We start from the raw sequence: 16,409 nt of genomic DNA, 5'->3' as shown, positions 1-16,409 counted from the left end.
CGATACCGGGGCTCAAGCCGCGACTTCAGCCGGTTGCAGCGAAGTCCCGTCGCGAAGCGCCGCGACGACGTCGGCCGAATCGCTGACCACGCCGAAATGCGTCGCTATGTCGTAGAGCGAACTTTCCTGCTCACGCGGTCCTGTCGCCGCGCAGCAATCGCTCGGCACCACCACTTCATAACCCTGGAAAAACGCGTCGTGGACGGTCGAGCGCACGCAGATGTTGGTGACCACGCCGAAGATGACCAGCTGGTCGACCTGCATGTCCTTGAGCGTCAGGTCGAGATCAGTCTGAAAGAAAGCCGAGTAGCGCCGCTTGATGACGTGGATCTCGTCATCGCGGGCGCCGAGGTCCTCGATGATTTCCGGTCCCCAGCTTCCTTCCACGCAATGCGGCGTGCGCTTCACCCACTCGCGCTCGCGGCGCATGCCCGGCCGGTGCGCGTCGTGAACCCAGATCACCGGGACGCCGGCGGCGCGCGCGGCTTCGATGACGGCCAGTTGCGGTGCGACCAGCGTCTCATAGCCCGGCAGGACCATGGCCCCGCCGGGCTTGCAGAACTCATTGACCATGTCGATGACGATGATCGCCGCACGATGCCGATCGAGGCGCACCGTGTCGTCGTGCCTGTGTGAGGAAAAAACGTCCACGGCCATGGCGATCTCCTTTGGTCGATCGTTGATGCTCATACAAAAAACCTTGGCGGGTGCCAAGTCAATCCCGTTCGACGCAAAGCTGTGGTCGCCAGCCTGGCGCGCGCCGCTCGCACCAGCGTATGCGCTATTTGTCCGGCGCGACATGCCCTTGACAAGGGATGGCAATCATGTGCTCGATTTGTATGACCATCAATGATATCAAATCGCCTGTCTTGTCGGGTCGAGGGCCATGATATGAAGACAATCGTCACTGGGGCCAGCGGTCTGCTTGGCCGCCACGTGGCCGAGGCCCTGGTCGCGGCCGGCCACGATGTGCTGGGCATCGATGTGGTGGCGCCGGCCAGCGGCGCATGGCGGCACTTCACCGCCGACCTGACGGATCTGGGATCCACCCTGCAGCTGGTGCGCGATTGCGATGCCGTGGTGCATGTGGCGGCCATCCCGAGGCCCACCGGGCGAGCCGGCGGCGAGGTGTTCAAGACCAACATCACGACCGCCTACAATGTCGTCGAGGCCGCCGCCCTGGCCGGCGCCAGGCGCTTCGTCTATGCCTCGTCCTTCAGCGTCTTCGGCTATCCCTTCTTCGAGAAGGCGGTCATTCCGCCCTATCTGCCGGTCGATATGAACCACCCGGTCGGCGCGCAGGACCCCTACGGCCTGTCGAAATGGCTGGGCGAGGAGATCGTCGACGCGGCGGTGCGCCGCGGCGCTTTTTCGGCGGTCAGCATCCGCATGCCGTGGATCCAGACACCAGACTCTTTTTTCGCCAGCGTCGGTCCGCGCCGCGCCACCGCCGACAGCGCCCGTGACCTGTGGGCCTATCTCGACGCGCGCGATGCCGGACAGGGCTTCCTGCGGGCACTCGAATGGCTAGGTGAAGGCCATCTGCGCGTGCTGCTCAGCGCCGCCGACACCTTCATGGAGGAGGAAACCGGGCCGCTCGTGCGCCGGGTCTATCCAGCTGTCCCCCTGTCGCGGCCGATCGCCGGTTTCGGTTCGGTGCTCGATACGGCTCATGCGCGCGAAACGATCGGCTTCGAGCCGGAGCATTCATGGCGGTCCTATCCAAAGCCGGAGACCCAGGGATGAAACGGTTCGACCAGAAGAAAGTCCTCGTCACCGGCGGCGCCGGCGCCATCGGCAGTGCGGCGGTCCGGCGTTTCCTCGACGAAGGCGCGCGGGTCGCCATCGTTGACCGCAACGGCTTGGCGGCACGGCAACTGGCAAGCTCGCTTGGCGAAAAAATCATCGCCATCGAAGCCGACGTCACAGACGAGAACAGCGTGCGCGGCGCTGTCGAAACGACCGTCGAGGCGTTGAGCGGGCTGGATGTGGTGTTCAACAATGCCGGTATTTCCGGTGTCGTCGCTCCCGTGCACGAGCTGCCGGTGGAGGATTGGGACACCATCATCCGCATCAATTTGCGCGGTATCTTCCTTGTCCTGCAGGCCTCGCTCCAGGCCATGATCAAGGCTGGAACCAGCGGCTCGATCGTCAATATGGGGTCGTCCATGGCCGGATGGGACGTGCTGTCAGGCGGTGCCGGCTATGTCGCCTCCAAACATGGCGTGGTCGGGCTGACGCGGGTCGCCGCACTCGATGCCGCGCCCTACGGCATCCGCGTCAACGCTATCTGTCCTGGTGTCATCGAGACGACGCTCGGCGTACCGGCTTCCGGCGACGGCGATTTCAAGAGCGGCGTCCAGCATTTCGCCGACCGGATTCCCTTACGCCGGATCGGCCAGCCGGAGGATGTCGCGGCCGCGGTCGCCTTCCTCGCCTCCGACGAGGCAAGGCACGTCACCGGCGTCGACTGGCTGATCGACGGCGGCCAGACCTTGCAGAGCTGGGCCAATGCCCCGGCCGGCGGCGTGTTTCCGAAGTATCGCTAGTCTAGAGCAATTCCAGGAAAAGTGTATAACGGTTTTCCGTCCGGAATTGCGTAAAAACAAAGGGTTAGAGCGGTTCAGCAATTCCACCAAACGCTGAACGGCTCTAAAGCCGCTTTGGCGGCATCGCCTGGATGATCTGGACGGCAAGGTCGAGATCGGCGAGACCGCCTGAAAGCGGCGTGCGTGGCTTTGCTCCGGCCAGGATGCAATCGGCGAAGTGTTGCCATTCCCGGCGAAACGAGGTGTCGGGGAGACCTGGTATGACGCGCTCGGACGCCGTTTCGCCTGTTGCCTCACGCAGGCGCACCGTTGCCGAGGCATTGCGGTAATAGGGGTTCTGGAATTCGATCCGCACTTCGTCACGCTCGCCATGCACATGGATCCACTCGTCCCACCACTCATACTGGGCGAGCGCCATGTCGAAGAGGCAAGGGACGCCGCCATAGTCGAGCACGGCCAGCAACTGGTTCGGACCGGTCTGCTGGGCATGGACCACGCGATCGGGCGTGCCGAAGGCGCCGCGCATGACCGCAAGGTCGTGGCTGCCGAGGCCAAGCAGCAGCAGATAGAGGTCGCGGTAGCCGGCATGATCGGCACCGAGTGCGGCCTCGACGCGCCGCGCGACCGCATCGCGCCCCGCCGCAAGCACGTCGGTTGGAACGTCGGTGACCCGGATCTGCGTGTAGAGCTTGCCATAGCGGTCGAAACGGCCGGCGAAATCATGGACATGGATCGACTTCGGCCGCCCGATGGCGGCAATGTGCTCCAGGCCGACCTCATAGCCCGGATCGTAAAATTTCATGTAGCCGACAAGGGCAGCGAGGCCGCTGCGCTCCGCCTGCTCGACCAGAGGGCGTGCCTCGTCGGGCGTAAACGCGAGTGGCTTCTCGACGATCACGTGCTTGCCGGCACGGATCGCGTCGGCGACCATCTCGCCATGGTCGTAGGTGCAGATCACCACCGCATCGACATTGGGATCGGCGAGCAGGGCGCGATGGTCCGTATAGCGCGCGGCGATGCCATAGTGGTCGGCGACCTTGGCGACCGTGCCCGGCGAGATGTCGCACAAAGCGGCGATGCGAAACCCCGGCAATTCCATGAGATACGGCAAATGCATCAGCTGGGCGATCTCGCCGCAACCGATGACGCCAACGCCAATGACGCGATCCTGCATGTCAACCCTTCACGGCGCCGGCCGTCAGGCCGGCGATGAACTGCCGTTGCATCGCGAGGAACACGACGATCACCGGCAGGGTCGTGATCGTCAACGCGGCGAAATAGAGCGTCCAGAGCGAATCGTACTGCTGGAAGAAGGAGACCAGGCCGAGCGGGATGGTTTGCACGGAGGGGTCGCGCAGCAGCAGGAAGGCGAGGAAGAAATCGTTCCAGATCTCGATGAAACCGAAGATCACGATCAGCGCGACGCCCGGCCGGACCAGCGGCAGCATGATGTGGATCAGGATTTCGAGCCGGCTCGCGCCGTCGACGCGCGCGGCGTCCTCGAGGTCGGCGGGCAGGGTGACGAAGAAGCTGCGCAGGATCAACACTGACAAAGGCAGCGACGTCGCCGCATAGACGAAGGCAACGCCGAGCCGGTTGTTGATCAGGCCAAGGTCGCGCGCCACCATGAACAGCGGAATGGCCATCACCTGCGGCGGCACCAGCATGGCCGCTACCGCCACCGCGAGCACCAGGCCGCGCCCGGGAAACCGCAGCCGCGCCAAGGCATAGGCGCAGGGCGTTGCCACGACGACCAGGATAACCAGGGCCGAGCCGGTGACCAGCACGCTGCTGACGATGCGCGATCCCATGCCGGCGATGCGCCAGGCATCGACATAGTTCTGAAGCACCAGGCTCGACGGCGGACCCCAGATGTTGCTCAGCATCTCCTCCTTGGTCTTGAGCGAGCCGAACAGCACCCAGAGCAAGGGATAGAGCGTCTCGATGAGCACCAGGGTGAGCGCCGCGTAGAGGCCGGCGACTTCAAGCAGGCCGCTCGCGCCGAGGCGCCGGGGACGGCGCGCCGCGTCACTATCGAGTGTAAGCGAAGGCTTGGCCGCGCTGCTCATCAGATATCCAGCCTCTGTCGCCGCATCAGGGCAAGCAGGCCGACGCTGGCCAGCCCGACGATCAGGAACAGCACGTATCCGATCGCCGCCGCGTAGCTCATGGCCCCGTCCTGAAAAGCCTTGCTCATCATGTAGGTGAGCACCACCTCGGTGGCGTGGTTCGGGCCGCCCTTGGTCAGCACATAGACGATGTCGAAATTGCGCACGAAGGCGCCGGAAAGACCGAGAATGGTGTTGATGAAGACGATCGGCATCATCATCGGGATGGTGACATGCCGGAAGCGCTGCAGTGGACCAGCACCGTCCATCTTGGCCGATTCATAGAGTTCCGAAGGGATCGTCTGCAGGCCGGCCAGATAGATGACGGCATGGAAGCCGAGCCATTTCCAGACGTCGACGACGATGATCGAATAGAGCGCGATGTCGGCATCGCCGAGCCATGACTGTTTCAGTCCGCCGAGACCGAACAGATCGAGAGCGCCGTTGAGCAGGCCGAAGACCGGATTGTAGATCCAGGACCAGAGCAGCCCGACGGCGACGAAGGACATCGTCACCGGGACGAAGGCGGCGGCACGAAAAAAAGCGCGGCCGACCAGCGCCCGGTCGAGAAGCAGCGCCAGCCCGAGGCCGAGCACGTTCTTCAGGATGACGACGGCGACGACGAAGATCAGATTGTTGCGCAGCGCACCGAGGAAGATGCGGTCATGCGCGAGGCGTGTGTAGTTGGAAAAACCTGCCCAGGTCGGGTCGGAAAACCCGTCCCAATTGTGCAGGCTGAGCCAGAAACCGTTGACGAAGGGCCAGAGGTAGAAGAGGCAAAACAGGATCGCGGCGGGCAGGATCATCAAGAAGGCAACCGCACCGTCCCCGGCAAGAAAGCGCCAGGGATCGGAACGGCCAGAAGCAGCAGCCTCTCGTGATCGCAAGGTCATGCGGCCTTGGTGCCTTGCGGCGTCAGCACCAGCCCGAGCGTGTCCCTGACATAGGCAATGCTTTCCAGCGTGCTTTGCTCCGCCGTCTTCTTCGACGCATCCAGTTCGATGATGGCGAGGCCGTCGTAGTTCGCCTCCAGCAGGACGTCGACGATGCCGGCAAGATCGACGACGCCAGCGCCGAGTTCGCAAAAGGCTCCATAGCGGTCATAGCCTTTCAGAGCCGGATCGACCCTGGTGTCCTTGAAGTGCATGTATCGCACCGCCGACATGTAGGTCCTGACCGCGTCGACCGGATCGGAATTGGTGTGGGCAAGGTGGGCCGGATCGATGCACAGCCCGGCGAGATCGGTGTCCAGTTCATCCATCATGCGGTCGAGCTGGTCGCGGCGCTCGATGAAGGTGTCGAGATGCGGGTGATAGACCGTCTCGATGCCAAGGTCTTTTGTCCGTCGGCCGATATCCTCCAGGGCCCGGCAAAAGGCGCGGTAGTCGTCGGGAGTGTGAGGCCCGGCGATGGCTTCCGAGGGACCGCCGCCGAGAACCAGCACCGGTGACCCAAAACCCTTCAGCATCCTGGTTAGCGCCACCAGCACGTCGCGCTCATAGGGCCATGCGACCGGATTGGTGAAGATCGCATTGACGTAGAAGGATGAGAGCTTGATGCCATGCTCGCTCTGGCCTTCCGAGAGCAGCGCGTAGCGCCGCAATATGTCGGTGTCGGTGGTGACCCCCATCGGCGCCTGATTGCCGAGCTGCATGTATTTGCGGGCGTACTGGTCCGACAGGCTGGTGAAGGCGAGGATCTCGAACCAGCCAAACCCCTGTTCGGCCAGGAATTTGATGGCCGGCCCGAGCGGCAGGCCGGTGAGGTCCCAGCTGTTCAGATGATAGCCGATCGAGAAGCGCTGCCGGTCGGCGCGGGTCTGCGTCATGTGTTGTCTCCGATTGATGAGGCTGCCCGAAACGGGCGGCCTCTGTTTGTTTGTGCCTCGCTGATGGCTTGGCAGGGGCGCGCGCGCCTGGATGCCCTATTTGGGCGGCCAGTTGCCCTGGGCCTTGAGGTCGTCGAAGGTGGCCTGGATCGAGGCGGCGGCGTCCTCCGGCGTCGTCGTGCCGCCGACGATGCCGGCGATGGCCGAAGCCGTGGCGGTCGCGACTTCCGAAGGCCAGATCCAGTCGAGGAACTTGATCGTGCTCGGGAAGGCCTGCTTGCGCAGTTCGACGGCATAGGCGTCGTCGACTTGCGGCACGCCCTTGATCGAGGCGGCGATCGGCTGCTCCGGCGCAAGATAGAGCGTCGCCACCTCGGGCCTTGTCAGATATTCGATGAACTTGACCGCCGCATCGAGCTTCTCGGGGGGGATAGACGAGGAGACGCACATACCGTTGTCGGCGCCGCCGCCATGGCCCGGCGCGCCCGGCGTTCCGTCCATTTTCGGAAAGGCAAAGACACCCCATTTGAACGTCTTCACGCTGGCCTGGAGCGATGGGATTTCCCACGTGCCGCCATAATACATGGCGCTCTTGCCGGCGGCGAAGGCGGCCCGCATGCCGTCCTGGTCGACCGAAAGCGAATCCTTGGACAGGATGCCGTCGTCCACCCATTGCTTGATCAGCTTGAACCCTTCGACATCGGGCGCGTCGGTGAATTTCGCCGTGCCTTCGAGGTTCTTTTGCGTCTTGCCGACGGCGTCGCCCGAGGCCTGCGACAAGGTCTCGAAGTACCACATCGGCCACATCACGGTGTTCGAACCCTGATGCAAGAGCGGGATCACGCCTTCGGCCTTCAACTTCGGCACGGCTGCCTTGAGGTCGTCATAGGTCGGCGGAACCGGGACGCCGAGCTTCTGGAACAGGTCGACATTGTAGAAGATCGTCGATGTCGACAGCGTCGAGATCGGCACGCCGTAGACCTGTCCGCTGATGGTGAAGGCGCCAAGTGCCGCGGCGTCGATCCGGTCCTGGAACGGCTTGATCTTGTCGGTGATCGGCATGATCAGCTTGCGCCTGACATAGGCGCCGTTGGTGTAGAAGGCCGGGCAGGCGATCAGGTCCATTTCCTGGTTCGCCAGCTTGACGGTCATCAGGCGCTGGATCGAATCGGTCTGCGGTCCCTGCGCGTCCCATTCGACCGCGGTCACGTCGGGATTGGCTTTGAGGAAACCGTCGATGACCTGCTGCTGGATTTTCTTCTGTTCGTCCGGCGGTTGGCGCGGTGCGAGTTCGTCAAGGGCTGAGCCGCCGAAAACCTTGAGCGTGATCCCGTCGGCATGGGCAATGCCGGGTCCGGTGATCAGGCCGAGGCTTAGCGCGGTGGCAAGGATGAAGCTGACGGGGCTTTGTTTCGAACGATGGGTCACTCTCTGCTGAACGGGCATCTGGCTCTCCTTTTCGCCAATGCCGAGGGGCAACCTCGGGACCAAGATCGTTGATGGTCATATGATCTTGGTCGCCTGTTATGATTTTTGTCAATCGGCAAGTGTGCCTATAATTTGATCGGCCCGTGGCGGGCGCCTGGAGGGGCCAAAAATGGCTCAGCCTCGCGTTCGCGTACTGGAACGACGTTGCAACAAACCGATCGCGGCCTAGCCAGGCTGCGATCCCATGGGCCGTCAGGCCGGGCCGGCTTGTCTCGTCAGAGGCCGAACCGGTCCTTCACCCGGCCCGAAAGGATCGCCGCCTTGACGCCAAGCGGCCAGAAGCGATGGAACCGGATGGGCTTCAGTCCCGATATCGGCATGGGGAAGGGAGCGGTCGCGTCGCCGCGAAGGCGATTTGCCAGCGCCTTGCCCATCGCCGAGGCCATGGCGACGCCACGGCCGTTGTAGCCAAGGCAGATCAGCACGCCGTCTTCCGGCTCGTGAACGTGCGGGAGATGATCCCCGGTGATCGCGACCCGGCCGTTCCAGCCATGTGTCCACGCAGTTCCCGCGAGCGCCGGCCAGAGCCGCGGCGCATAGTCGGTGAGGTAGCGGATGGCGGAAGCATCCCCGATGGGTCTCATCGGTCCCCGGCCGCCCATGAGAAGCCGGTTCCGCGCGTCGATCCGGTAATAGACGGTGATGTTGCCCGCCTCGTAGACGACGGGCCTGTGCGGGAGAATTGCCGCCGCCACCGCCTGCGGCAGCGGTTCGGTCGCCGCGATGGCGCTGAACACCGGCACCAAAGATTGCTCCAGGCCCGGCCACAGGGCTCCGGTATAGCCATTGGTCGCGACAAGAACCTTGTCGGCGCTGACGGACCCGCTTGCCGTCTTGAGGAGCCATCGCCCGGCCTCGCGGCCAAGCGAGAGGACTTCGCTATCGCCGAATATCCGCGCGCCGTCGTTCTGGGCCGCCGCAGCAAGGCCCAGCGTGTATTTCAGGGGATGGAGATCGCCGCCGCGGGCGTCGAACATGCCGGATATGTATCTGTCGGTTCCGGTTCGCGCCGCCATGGCCTCGGCGTCCAGCATTTCGACGGGCATCCCCCGTCGCACGCATTGCGCCGCTGTGGTCCGCACCGCGACTTCCGGCTTCGGCCGGACGGCCGCGCGTATGGTGCCGTTCTGCCGGGCCTCGCACTCGATCGACAGGCGCTTGATGAGGTCGAAGGTGAAATCTGGCGCACTGTAGGAGAAGTCGATCATCCGCGACCCGAGGTCGGAGCCGAACATCGCCTCGATCGTGTCGGGATCGTATTTGAGCCCGGGATTGACCTGGCCGCCATTCCTGCCCGACGCACCAGAGCCCGGCTGGTGGGCCTCGAGCACACAGACGTCGTCGCCGGCTTCCGCCAGATGCAAGGCGGTCGACAGGCCCGTGAAGCCGCCGCCGACAATGGCGACCCTTGCGCGCTGCGCACCGGCCAGGGAAGGATAGTTGCCGGTGCCGCTGGCCGTTTCGCGGTAGAGGCTCCTGGGCGGGCTGCTTTCCAGCATATGACGGGCTCTTACGATAGGGCGGCGGGCTTGACGGGCAAGCTGGTTTTCAATTGCCCGATATCGTGCACGCGCGGCAGACCCAGACTTTGGTGTCGGGTGCGCCAGGCAATTCCGCCGGGGCTCGGGAGATCACAACAATTGCGACAGCGCGGTCATGAAGTGGTCGTTCTCCGACGGCGAGCCGATGCTGACGCGCACATAGGTGTCGAAGCCTTCCTGCTTCCAGGGTTTGACGATGACGCCGTCCCGCAGCAGGCCTTCGACGAAGGCGGTGGCATCTTGCCGGCAGTCGAAGAACAGGAAGTTGCCCCGGGACGGAGCGACTTCGAGGCCTTTGCCGGTCAGGAAACTCTCGACGCGTGCCCGCTCCGTCCTGGCCAGCGCGACGACCTTGGCCAGGTGCTCGTCATCCGCGAGCGCCGCCAGCGCGGCGGCCTGCGCGACGCCATTGGCGTTGAACGGCGTGCGCACCCTGTCGAGCAGCGCGCGCAATTGCGGGTCGCCGACAATGCCGAAGCCGATCCGCAGCCCTGCCAGGCCGAACGCCTTGGAAAATGTCCGCAGCACGATCCAGGGTTGATCGCGTTTGCTCAGATGGGGCAGGGACGAGACATAGTCGTCGCCCTCGGCATATTCGGCATAGGCCTCATCCATGACGATCAGCGTCTCGTCGCTGACAGCATCCAGGAGCTTCGACATTTCGCCGCCGGAGAGCCAGCTGCCGACCGGGTTCATCGGGTTCGAGAACAGGAGCATGCGGGGCCGTTCGCGCACGGCCTCAATGAGCGCGTCGACATCGATGCTGAGATCGTCGTTGACGCCGACACGTTTGACGCTCGCGCCCATCAGCGTGGCATAGTCCTCGTGCAGCGGGAACGATGGATAGAGGGTGACGACGGCATCTTCCGGCCGCAGGACGGCACGGCTGATGACGGAGAGAAGATCCTCCGAACCGTTGCCGAGAATGACCTGGTCTTCGCCGACCGCATGTCTGGCGGCGATGGCCTGCCGCAGTTCGCGCCCGGTCGGATCCGGATAGAGCCGGAACATTTCGGAGCCGCCCTGCATCATCCTGGCCAGGGTCGGGCTCGGGCCGATGGGGTTTTCATTCGAGCCCAGCTTGGCGATCCTGGCCGGGGCGTATCGCAGCATCACCTCGCCGATGGTCAGCCCGGAATTGTAAGGTGACAGACGCTTGACTTCGGTTCTGACCATGTCTGAAGCTTTGGACAAGTTTGGTCTCCTCCATCGCGGGCCGATGCTGTTGTCCGCAAGCCTCGAACAAATCGCCGCCGCGGGATCTCGTCCGGGCGAGCCAAGCATGCGATCGAGCCCGGGGGCGGACGACGTAACCACTATCGCACTCAATGTCGTTTGTATATGCTTGTATATGTAAGTTGACCTGATAGTCTCTGCGCAACGCGACCGGAGCGGCCAAGGAGGATCATATGCGCAACGCTGCTCTTTTCGACCTCTCCGGCAGGAAAGCACTCGTGACCGGCGCAAGTCGTGGCATTGGGCGCAGCCTCGCCGAGGCGCTCAGCGCGGCCGGCGCCGACGTCGCGGTCACCGCGCGCAGCCTGGACTCGCTCGACGAGACGGCGGCGGCCATCCGCGCCGCCGGCGGGGTCGCGCATGCCATTGCCCTTGATGTGACCGATGTCGAGCGCTGCCGCGCGGCCGTTGGCGAGGCAGCCCGCCTGCTTGGCGGGCTCGACATCCTCATCAACAATGCCGGGGTGGAGGAGGTGCGCCCCTCGCTTGGTGTCGACGAGGCGCTGTGGGACCGGATCGTCGACACCAATCTCAAAGGGGCGTTCTTCTGCGCCCAGGCCGCGGCGCGGCAGATGCGGGATGCCGGTCGGCCCGGCGCCATCATCAACCTCTGCTCGCTGACGTCGGAAGTCGGCATCCCGACGGCGGTGCCGTACGGCTCGTCCAAGTCGGGCCTGCTCGGCATGACCCGGGCGCTGGCGGCGGAGTGGGCGCAGCTTGGCATCAGGGTCAATGCCATCGCCCCGGGCTACTTCAGGACGGCGATGACGGAGGCGTTCTACGACAACGAGACCTGGCGGCAATCCATGCTGGCCAAGATCCCGCAGCATCGTTTCGGCGACCTCCGCGACCTGCACGGCGTCGCCGTGTTCCTTGCCTCGGATGCCGCCGCCTACATAACCGGCCAGTCCATTCCGGTGGATGGCGGTTTCCTCGCCTCGATCTGAGGGGGATCGCCGATGTTTCGAATTGAATGTCTTCCGCGATGTGACCGGTCGGCACAATGCGCTCTGAACTGAAGGAAAAATCCATGTCCGACATCAGCTTCCACGATCTGTCGTCCCTCGATGCCACCCAGCGGGCCGGGTTGCTGAAACGCGCCGAGGGTGATCTGTCGGTCTTTGTCGAAAAAGTCCGCCCGATCATCCAGGCGGTCAGGGACGAGGGTGACGCCGCCCTGATCCGCTTTGCCAGGGAACTCGACAAGGCCAATGTGGCCGAAGGCGAACTGAAGGTGTCGGAAGCGGAATTCGACGCGGCATTCGACAAGGTCGAGAAGGAAGTCGTGGAGAGCATCGGCTTCGGCATCGACAACATCAGGCGCTTCCACGAGGAGCAGAAGCCGGAAACCATGTGGCTCAAGGAGGTCCGGCCGGGCGCCTATGCCGGTGACAGGTATACGCCGATCGCCTCCGTCGCGCTTTACGTGCCGCGCGGCAAGGGCGCCTTTCCCTCGGTGACGATGATGACGTCGGTCCCGGCCGTCATTGCCGGCGTGCCGCGGATAGCGATCGTGACGCCGCCGACAGCGGACGGTTCCGTGGATGCGGCCACGCTGGTCGCTGCTCGTCTCGCCGGGGTTGACACCGTCTACAAATGCGGCGGCGCCCAGGCCGTCGCCGCCGTCGCCTACGGCACCGAGACGGTGAAGCCGGCGCTCAAGATCGTCGGTCCCGGCAGCCCGTGGGTGGTGGCGGCCAAGAGCGTGTTGTCCTCGATCATCAACACCGGTCTGCCGGCCGGACCGTCGGAAGCCATCATCTTTGCCGACGACAGCGTCGATGGCGGCCTTGCCGCGCTCGATCTGCTGATCGAGGCCGAGCACGGACCGGATTCCTCGGCCTATCTGGTGACGCACAGCCGCAAGGTTGCCGAGGCAGCACTTGCCGCACTTCCCGAACACTGGTCGCGCATGACCGAACAGCGCGTCGAATTCTCGCGCGTGGTGCTGACGGGAAAGCGCGGCGGCATCGTGCTGACCGCTTCGCTGGAAGAGTCCTACCGCTTCATCAACGACTATGCGCCCGAACATCTCGAAATCCTCTCGACGGAGCCATTCGCGCATCTCGGCCACATCACCGAGGCGGCCGAGATCCTGATGGGCCCGCATACGCCGGTGACCCTTGCCAACTTCGTGCTTGGGCCCAATGCCGTGCTGCCGACCAGCCGCTGGGCTCGCACCTATGGGCCGCTTTCGGTGACGGATTTCGTCAAGCGCTCGTCGATCGGCTATGTCACCTCGGCCGCCTATCCTGAACTGGCGCTGCATGCCCGCAGGCTCGCCCGCTATGAGGGTTTCAGCTCGCACGAAAACGCGGTCTCGGAAATCCGCGACCGCTATCTCGCCGGCTGAGCGGAGCGATGGCGATGAAGGCGGCAAGGCTTTATGGACCTGGGGATCTGCGCGTCGAGGACATCGCGGCACCTGGCATTCCAGATGCCGGCTGGGTGAAGCTCAGCGTCGATGCCGCCGGCATCTGCGGTTCGGACCTGCACAATTTCCGCACCGGCCAATGGATAAGCCGGTCGCCCTCGACGGCCGGCCACGAACTGACCGGCACGGTGATCGCTGTCGGCGAGGGCGTCGGTACAATCGCCGTCGGCGACAGGGTGGTCGCCGATTCCCGTTTCTGGTGCGGAGACTGCGCGCAATGCCATGCCGGCAGGCGGCATCTCTGCGTCGCGCTGGGCTTCGTTGGCGAAATCTGCGATGGCGGTTTCGCCGAACAGGTGGTGTTGCCCGCACGTTTGCTGCACGTGATCGACGCCGGCCTTGACGAACGGGTCGCCGCCATGGCCGAGCCGCTCGCGGTCGCGCTGCACGCGGTGCGGCGTCTGCCGAAGACGGCGGGCGCGGTACTTGTCGTCGGCTGCGGGCCGATCGGTGGTCTTGCCGCGCTGCTGCTTTCCCGAACTTTCGCCGGCACCGTGCTTGTCGCCGACCGCAACCAGGCACGTTGTGCCCGCGTGGCGCGGGTGACGGGCGCCACGATCGTCGATCTCGACCGTGATGCCATTGCCGCCGCAACAGCCAGCACTTCGCTGCTGGCGGCCGTCGAAGCGACCGGCAGTATAGCTGCCTTCAATCAGTTGCTCGGCGTGCTCGATTCCGGCGCCACGGTGGCCATGGTCGGCATCTTCCACGGCCGTCTCGACATTGATCCCAATCTTCTGGTCGAACGCGAAATCGCTTTGCTTGGATGCCATGCCTTTGCCGACGAATTGCCCGAGGCCGTACGGATACTGGGAGAACTCAGTGAGCCGCTGCTGGCGCTGATCGATCGTGAGATCGGCCTCGACGAGATTCCAGCCGCCTATGAGCGGCTGCTTGCGGGCAAGAGCGATGGCTTGAAAACAATCATCCGCATGCGGCAACCTGCCGAACATCGTTGATTTCCGATAGTTTGCCGGAAAGGACTTTTGAAATGATCGATTTGCCCGACACGGCGAGCCCCCTTTACGAGAAGGTGAAGGACTACATCCTGACCAACATCGGAACAGGCCGGTGGGGCAAGGATCGCAAGCTGCCGTCGGAGAACGAGCTGGTGGTTTCGCTGGGCGTTTCGCGGATGACGGTTCACCGGGCTCTGCGAGAGCTGACCGCCGCCGGATTCCTGATCCGGCTGCAGGGCGTCGGAACGTTCATCGCGCCACCCCGGCCGCAATCGACGCTGATCGAGATCAACAACATCGCCGCCGAGATCGTCGAGCGCGGCAACAGGCATCGTTCCGAAGTCCTCGTCCTCGAAACCATCATGCCGACCAAGGAACTCGCTCTGTCGTTCGAGTTTGCGAAACGGGTTTCGATCTATCACTCCGTCGTCGTCAATTTCGAGAACGACCTGCCGGTGCAACTGGAGGAGCGCTTCGTCAATCCGGGCCTGATACCCGACTATGACAAGCAGGACTTCGCCAAGACGGCAACCTATGACTATCTCATGCAGAAGACCCCGGTGACCGAGGTCGAGCATATCATCTCCGCCATCCCGGCCGACAAGGAGACCGCGCGGCATCTGGCAATCGATGTCGGCAGTTGCTGCCTTCTACTGCATCGCCGGACATGGACGGGGGCGGTCGTGGCCACGATCAGCAAATTGACCTATGCCGGCAGCCGCTATTCGCTTGGCAGCCGCTACTCGCCTTCCAGGGCAAGCTGAATCAACGAGCGAATGCAAGCCGTCGAGGTTTCACCCAAAATGTATATACATGTCTTCATAACAGTGCCTCAGCTGGCAGATGCGATGGCTTGCGGAGGCCGGAGATGACGCCGGCATCGAGCCGCACGGCGCGCATACGGGCTCTCGCGCAGCATGATGTCGCCGAAGCGCAACGCGCGCTGTCGGCGTTGCTGGGCGATCTGTTTGGAATGAACCCCGGCAATGTCCGCATCAATGTCGACAAATACAGCCTTAATTCGTTGAACGGCTTCTTCGACAGCGAGGGTCAAGCATACTTCTTCAAGTTTCATCAGGAGGAACGGGAAGAGGCGATGACCGGCGAATATTATCGCGCCGAAATCCTGTCGCGCGCCGGCCTGCCGGTCGACCAACCCGTGCACATGTCCGCCCAGCCCGGCGAGCAGATCCTTGTCTATCGCCGGCGTACGGATCCGAGATTTTCGGATGTGCTGTTCGCGCTGGATACCAGGGACGATGCCGGCGGACGGCGCGAGGCGATTCTTGCCGAGCGCGACCTGTCCGCCAGGCTGCTCGATGTCTATCTGGAAACGCTGCATCCGGTGACCGTCGCGCAGGTGTCGGCGGAGCCGATCCATCGGCTGTTCCACGAGCGGCTGATCGACGCCGATACGCGTTTGTCGCCAGGGGGCCGCCTGGCCGATTTCTATGTCGGCAAGCCGTTTGTCTTTCCCGGCGTGGAACTTGGTTGGGACCAGTTCTCCCGGCTGAAGTTCGTCATCAACGGCCGGCGCTACATCAGCAGCATCGGCGAACTTTTCGACGCCGCCGCGGAGCGCCTGCGGCCGGACAGGCTTGCCGATGCCGGCGGTGTGGTGGCGCATGGCGACGCCCACAATGCCAATGTCTGGTACGTGGAGAAAGCAGGCGGGGCGGAACTGTCCTTCTTCGATCCCGCCTTTGCCGGCTCGCACATCCCCACGCTGTTGGCCGAGGTGAAGGCGACGTTCCACAACATCTTCGCCCACCCGTTCTGGCTCTACGATCCGGCCATGGCGACACAGGCTTTTCAAGCGCGAGCGCGGCTGGATGGCGACTTTCTGCATGTCGACACGGACTGGGATTTGAGCCCGGTCCGCGGCGACCTTCTGGAAGTGAAGGCGGTCGACCTGTGGCGGCCCTTGCTGCTGGAACTCAAGCGTCGCGGCATGCTGCCGGCGGATTGGCGAACCGTGCTGCGCTTGGGGCTGTTCCTGTCGCCGACCCTGGTCATGAACCTGCGGGCCGGCGCGCGAAGCCACACGCCGGTCTCGTCTCTCATTGGTTTTTCAGTCGCGGTCATGGTCGGCAGCGAGCCCGATGGCGGAACCGACCGGGTGACCGGTTTCTTTGACCGGATCGATCCCGAAAAAGCATAAGGGGTCGGGTTGAGGACTCGCGCCGATCAACGCAAAATTCTAGCCGCTCCAACTTGTATATGCATGTATGTATTTTAGCCTTGACATCCGCTGCCGCTGACGCTG

16 protein-coding genes are annotated in these 16,409 nt (G+C 63.8%); 8 read left to right on the top strand and 8 right to left on the bottom strand.

Annotation, left to right across the window (positions count from 1 at the left end; all coding sequences use genetic code 11):
- Positions 1 to 12: 12 nt before the first annotated feature.
- Positions 13 to 657 (bottom strand): cysteine hydrolase family protein, encoded by a 645-nt coding sequence (locus LB564_RS14125; protein WP_224538573.1) that lies wholly within the window; start codon positions 655 to 657, stop codon positions 13 to 15.
- On the opposite strand from LB564_RS14125, the gene LB564_RS14120 reads away from it, so the two are divergent.
- Genes LB564_RS14120 through LB564_RS14110 form a run of 3 tightly spaced genes read left to right on the top strand, consistent with a single transcriptional unit; the run spans position 656 to position 2,549 of the window.
- A complete protein-coding gene (locus LB564_RS14120) occupies positions 656 to 853 on the top strand; it encodes a hypothetical protein (RefSeq protein ID WP_224538570.1) in 198 nt (65 codons plus the stop codon). The two genes, LB564_RS14125 and LB564_RS14120, sit on opposite strands and share 2 nt — an antisense overlap.
- Positions 854 to 891: 38 nt before the next feature.
- On the top strand, positions 892 to 1,746 hold the full coding sequence (locus LB564_RS14115) for an NAD-dependent epimerase/dehydratase family protein (RefSeq protein WP_224538567.1): 855 nt from the start codon (positions 892 to 894) through the stop codon (positions 1,744 to 1,746).
- Positions 1,743 to 2,549, top strand: coding sequence for an SDR family NAD(P)-dependent oxidoreductase (locus LB564_RS14110; protein ID WP_224538565.1), 807 nt, complete (start codon positions 1,743 to 1,745; stop codon positions 2,547 to 2,549). Before LB564_RS14115 ends, LB564_RS14110 begins: the two co-directional genes overlap by 4 nt.
- Positions 2,550 to 2,652: 103 nt before the next feature.
- On the opposite strand, the gene LB564_RS14105 is transcribed toward LB564_RS14110, so the two are convergent.
- The 7 genes from LB564_RS14105 to LB564_RS14075 all read right to left on the bottom strand — a co-directional run bounded on the left by LB564_RS14105 (position 2,653) and on the right by LB564_RS14075 (position 10,708).
- The gene (locus tag LB564_RS14105) at positions 2,653 to 3,723 is read right to left on the bottom strand and encodes a Gfo/Idh/MocA family oxidoreductase (protein ID WP_224538563.1); all 1,071 of its coding nucleotides are present in this window, start codon (positions 3,721 to 3,723) and stop codon (positions 2,653 to 2,655) included.
- 1 nt (position 3,724) lies between these two features.
- Positions 3,725 to 4,618 carry a carbohydrate ABC transporter permease gene (locus tag LB564_RS14100; protein ID WP_224538562.1) on the bottom strand — a complete coding sequence of 298 codons (894 nt, stop codon included), beginning with the start codon at positions 4,616 to 4,618 and terminating at the stop codon, positions 3,725 to 3,727.
- Complete coding sequence (locus tag LB564_RS14095; RefSeq protein ID WP_224538559.1) at positions 4,618 to 5,550, bottom strand: carbohydrate ABC transporter permease; 933 nt, start codon at positions 5,548 to 5,550, stop codon at positions 4,618 to 4,620. The genes LB564_RS14100 and LB564_RS14095 overlap by 1 nt, the downstream gene beginning before the upstream one ends.
- On the bottom strand, positions 5,547 to 6,485 hold the full coding sequence (locus tag LB564_RS14090; protein ID WP_224538557.1) for a sugar phosphate isomerase/epimerase family protein: 939 nt from the start codon (positions 6,483 to 6,485) through the stop codon (positions 5,547 to 5,549). The genes LB564_RS14095 and LB564_RS14090 overlap by 4 nt, the downstream gene beginning before the upstream one ends.
- Positions 6,486 to 6,581: 96 nt before the next feature.
- Entirely contained in the window at positions 6,582 to 7,931 is a 1,350-nt protein-coding gene (locus tag LB564_RS14085; protein WP_224538555.1) for an ABC transporter substrate-binding protein, read from the bottom strand.
- 257 nt (positions 7,932 to 8,188) lie between these two features.
- On the bottom strand, positions 8,189 to 9,472 hold the full coding sequence (locus LB564_RS14080) for an NAD(P)/FAD-dependent oxidoreductase (protein WP_224538552.1): 1,284 nt from the start codon (positions 9,470 to 9,472) through the stop codon (positions 8,189 to 8,191).
- 132 nt (positions 9,473 to 9,604) lie between these two features.
- Positions 9,605 to 10,708, bottom strand: coding sequence for a histidinol-phosphate transaminase (locus LB564_RS14075; RefSeq protein WP_263491219.1), 1,104 nt, complete (start codon positions 10,706 to 10,708; stop codon positions 9,605 to 9,607).
- A gap of 215 nt (positions 10,709 to 10,923) precedes the next feature.
- Here LB564_RS14075 and LB564_RS14070 point away from each other — a divergent pair, with 215 nt between their 5' ends.
- From LB564_RS14070 to LB564_RS14050, 5 genes are all read left to right on the top strand, one after another.
- A complete protein-coding gene (locus LB564_RS14070; RefSeq protein ID WP_224538550.1) occupies positions 10,924 to 11,697 on the top strand; it encodes an SDR family NAD(P)-dependent oxidoreductase in 774 nt (257 codons plus the stop codon).
- 83 nt (positions 11,698 to 11,780) lie between these two features.
- Positions 11,781 to 13,103, top strand: a complete 1,323-nt coding sequence (gene hisD, locus LB564_RS14065; RefSeq protein ID WP_224538548.1) for a histidinol dehydrogenase — start codon at positions 11,781 to 11,783, stop codon at positions 13,101 to 13,103.
- A gap of 14 nt (positions 13,104 to 13,117) precedes the next feature.
- Positions 13,118 to 14,143, top strand: coding sequence for a zinc-dependent alcohol dehydrogenase (locus LB564_RS14060; RefSeq protein ID WP_224538708.1), 1,026 nt, complete (start codon positions 13,118 to 13,120; stop codon positions 14,141 to 14,143).
- A 32-nt stretch (positions 14,144 to 14,175) separates the two neighbouring features.
- Positions 14,176 to 14,907 carry a histidine utilization repressor gene (gene hutC, locus LB564_RS14055; protein WP_224538546.1) on the top strand — a complete coding sequence of 244 codons (732 nt, stop codon included), beginning with the start codon at positions 14,176 to 14,178 and terminating at the stop codon, positions 14,905 to 14,907.
- Between the two features lie 104 nt (positions 14,908 to 15,011).
- Positions 15,012 to 16,304: a hypothetical protein gene (locus LB564_RS14050; protein WP_224538544.1), complete on the top strand. Its 1,293-nt coding sequence runs from the start codon at positions 15,012 to 15,014 to the stop codon at positions 16,302 to 16,304.
- The last annotated feature ends 105 nt before the right edge of the window (positions 16,305 to 16,409 follow it).

This window comes from Mesorhizobium sp. ES1-6 (assembly GCF_020164775.1).
GTDB lineage: Bacteria > Pseudomonadota > Alphaproteobacteria > Rhizobiales > Rhizobiaceae > Mesorhizobium.
This window is presented reverse-complemented; position numbering and strand designations above follow the sequence as displayed.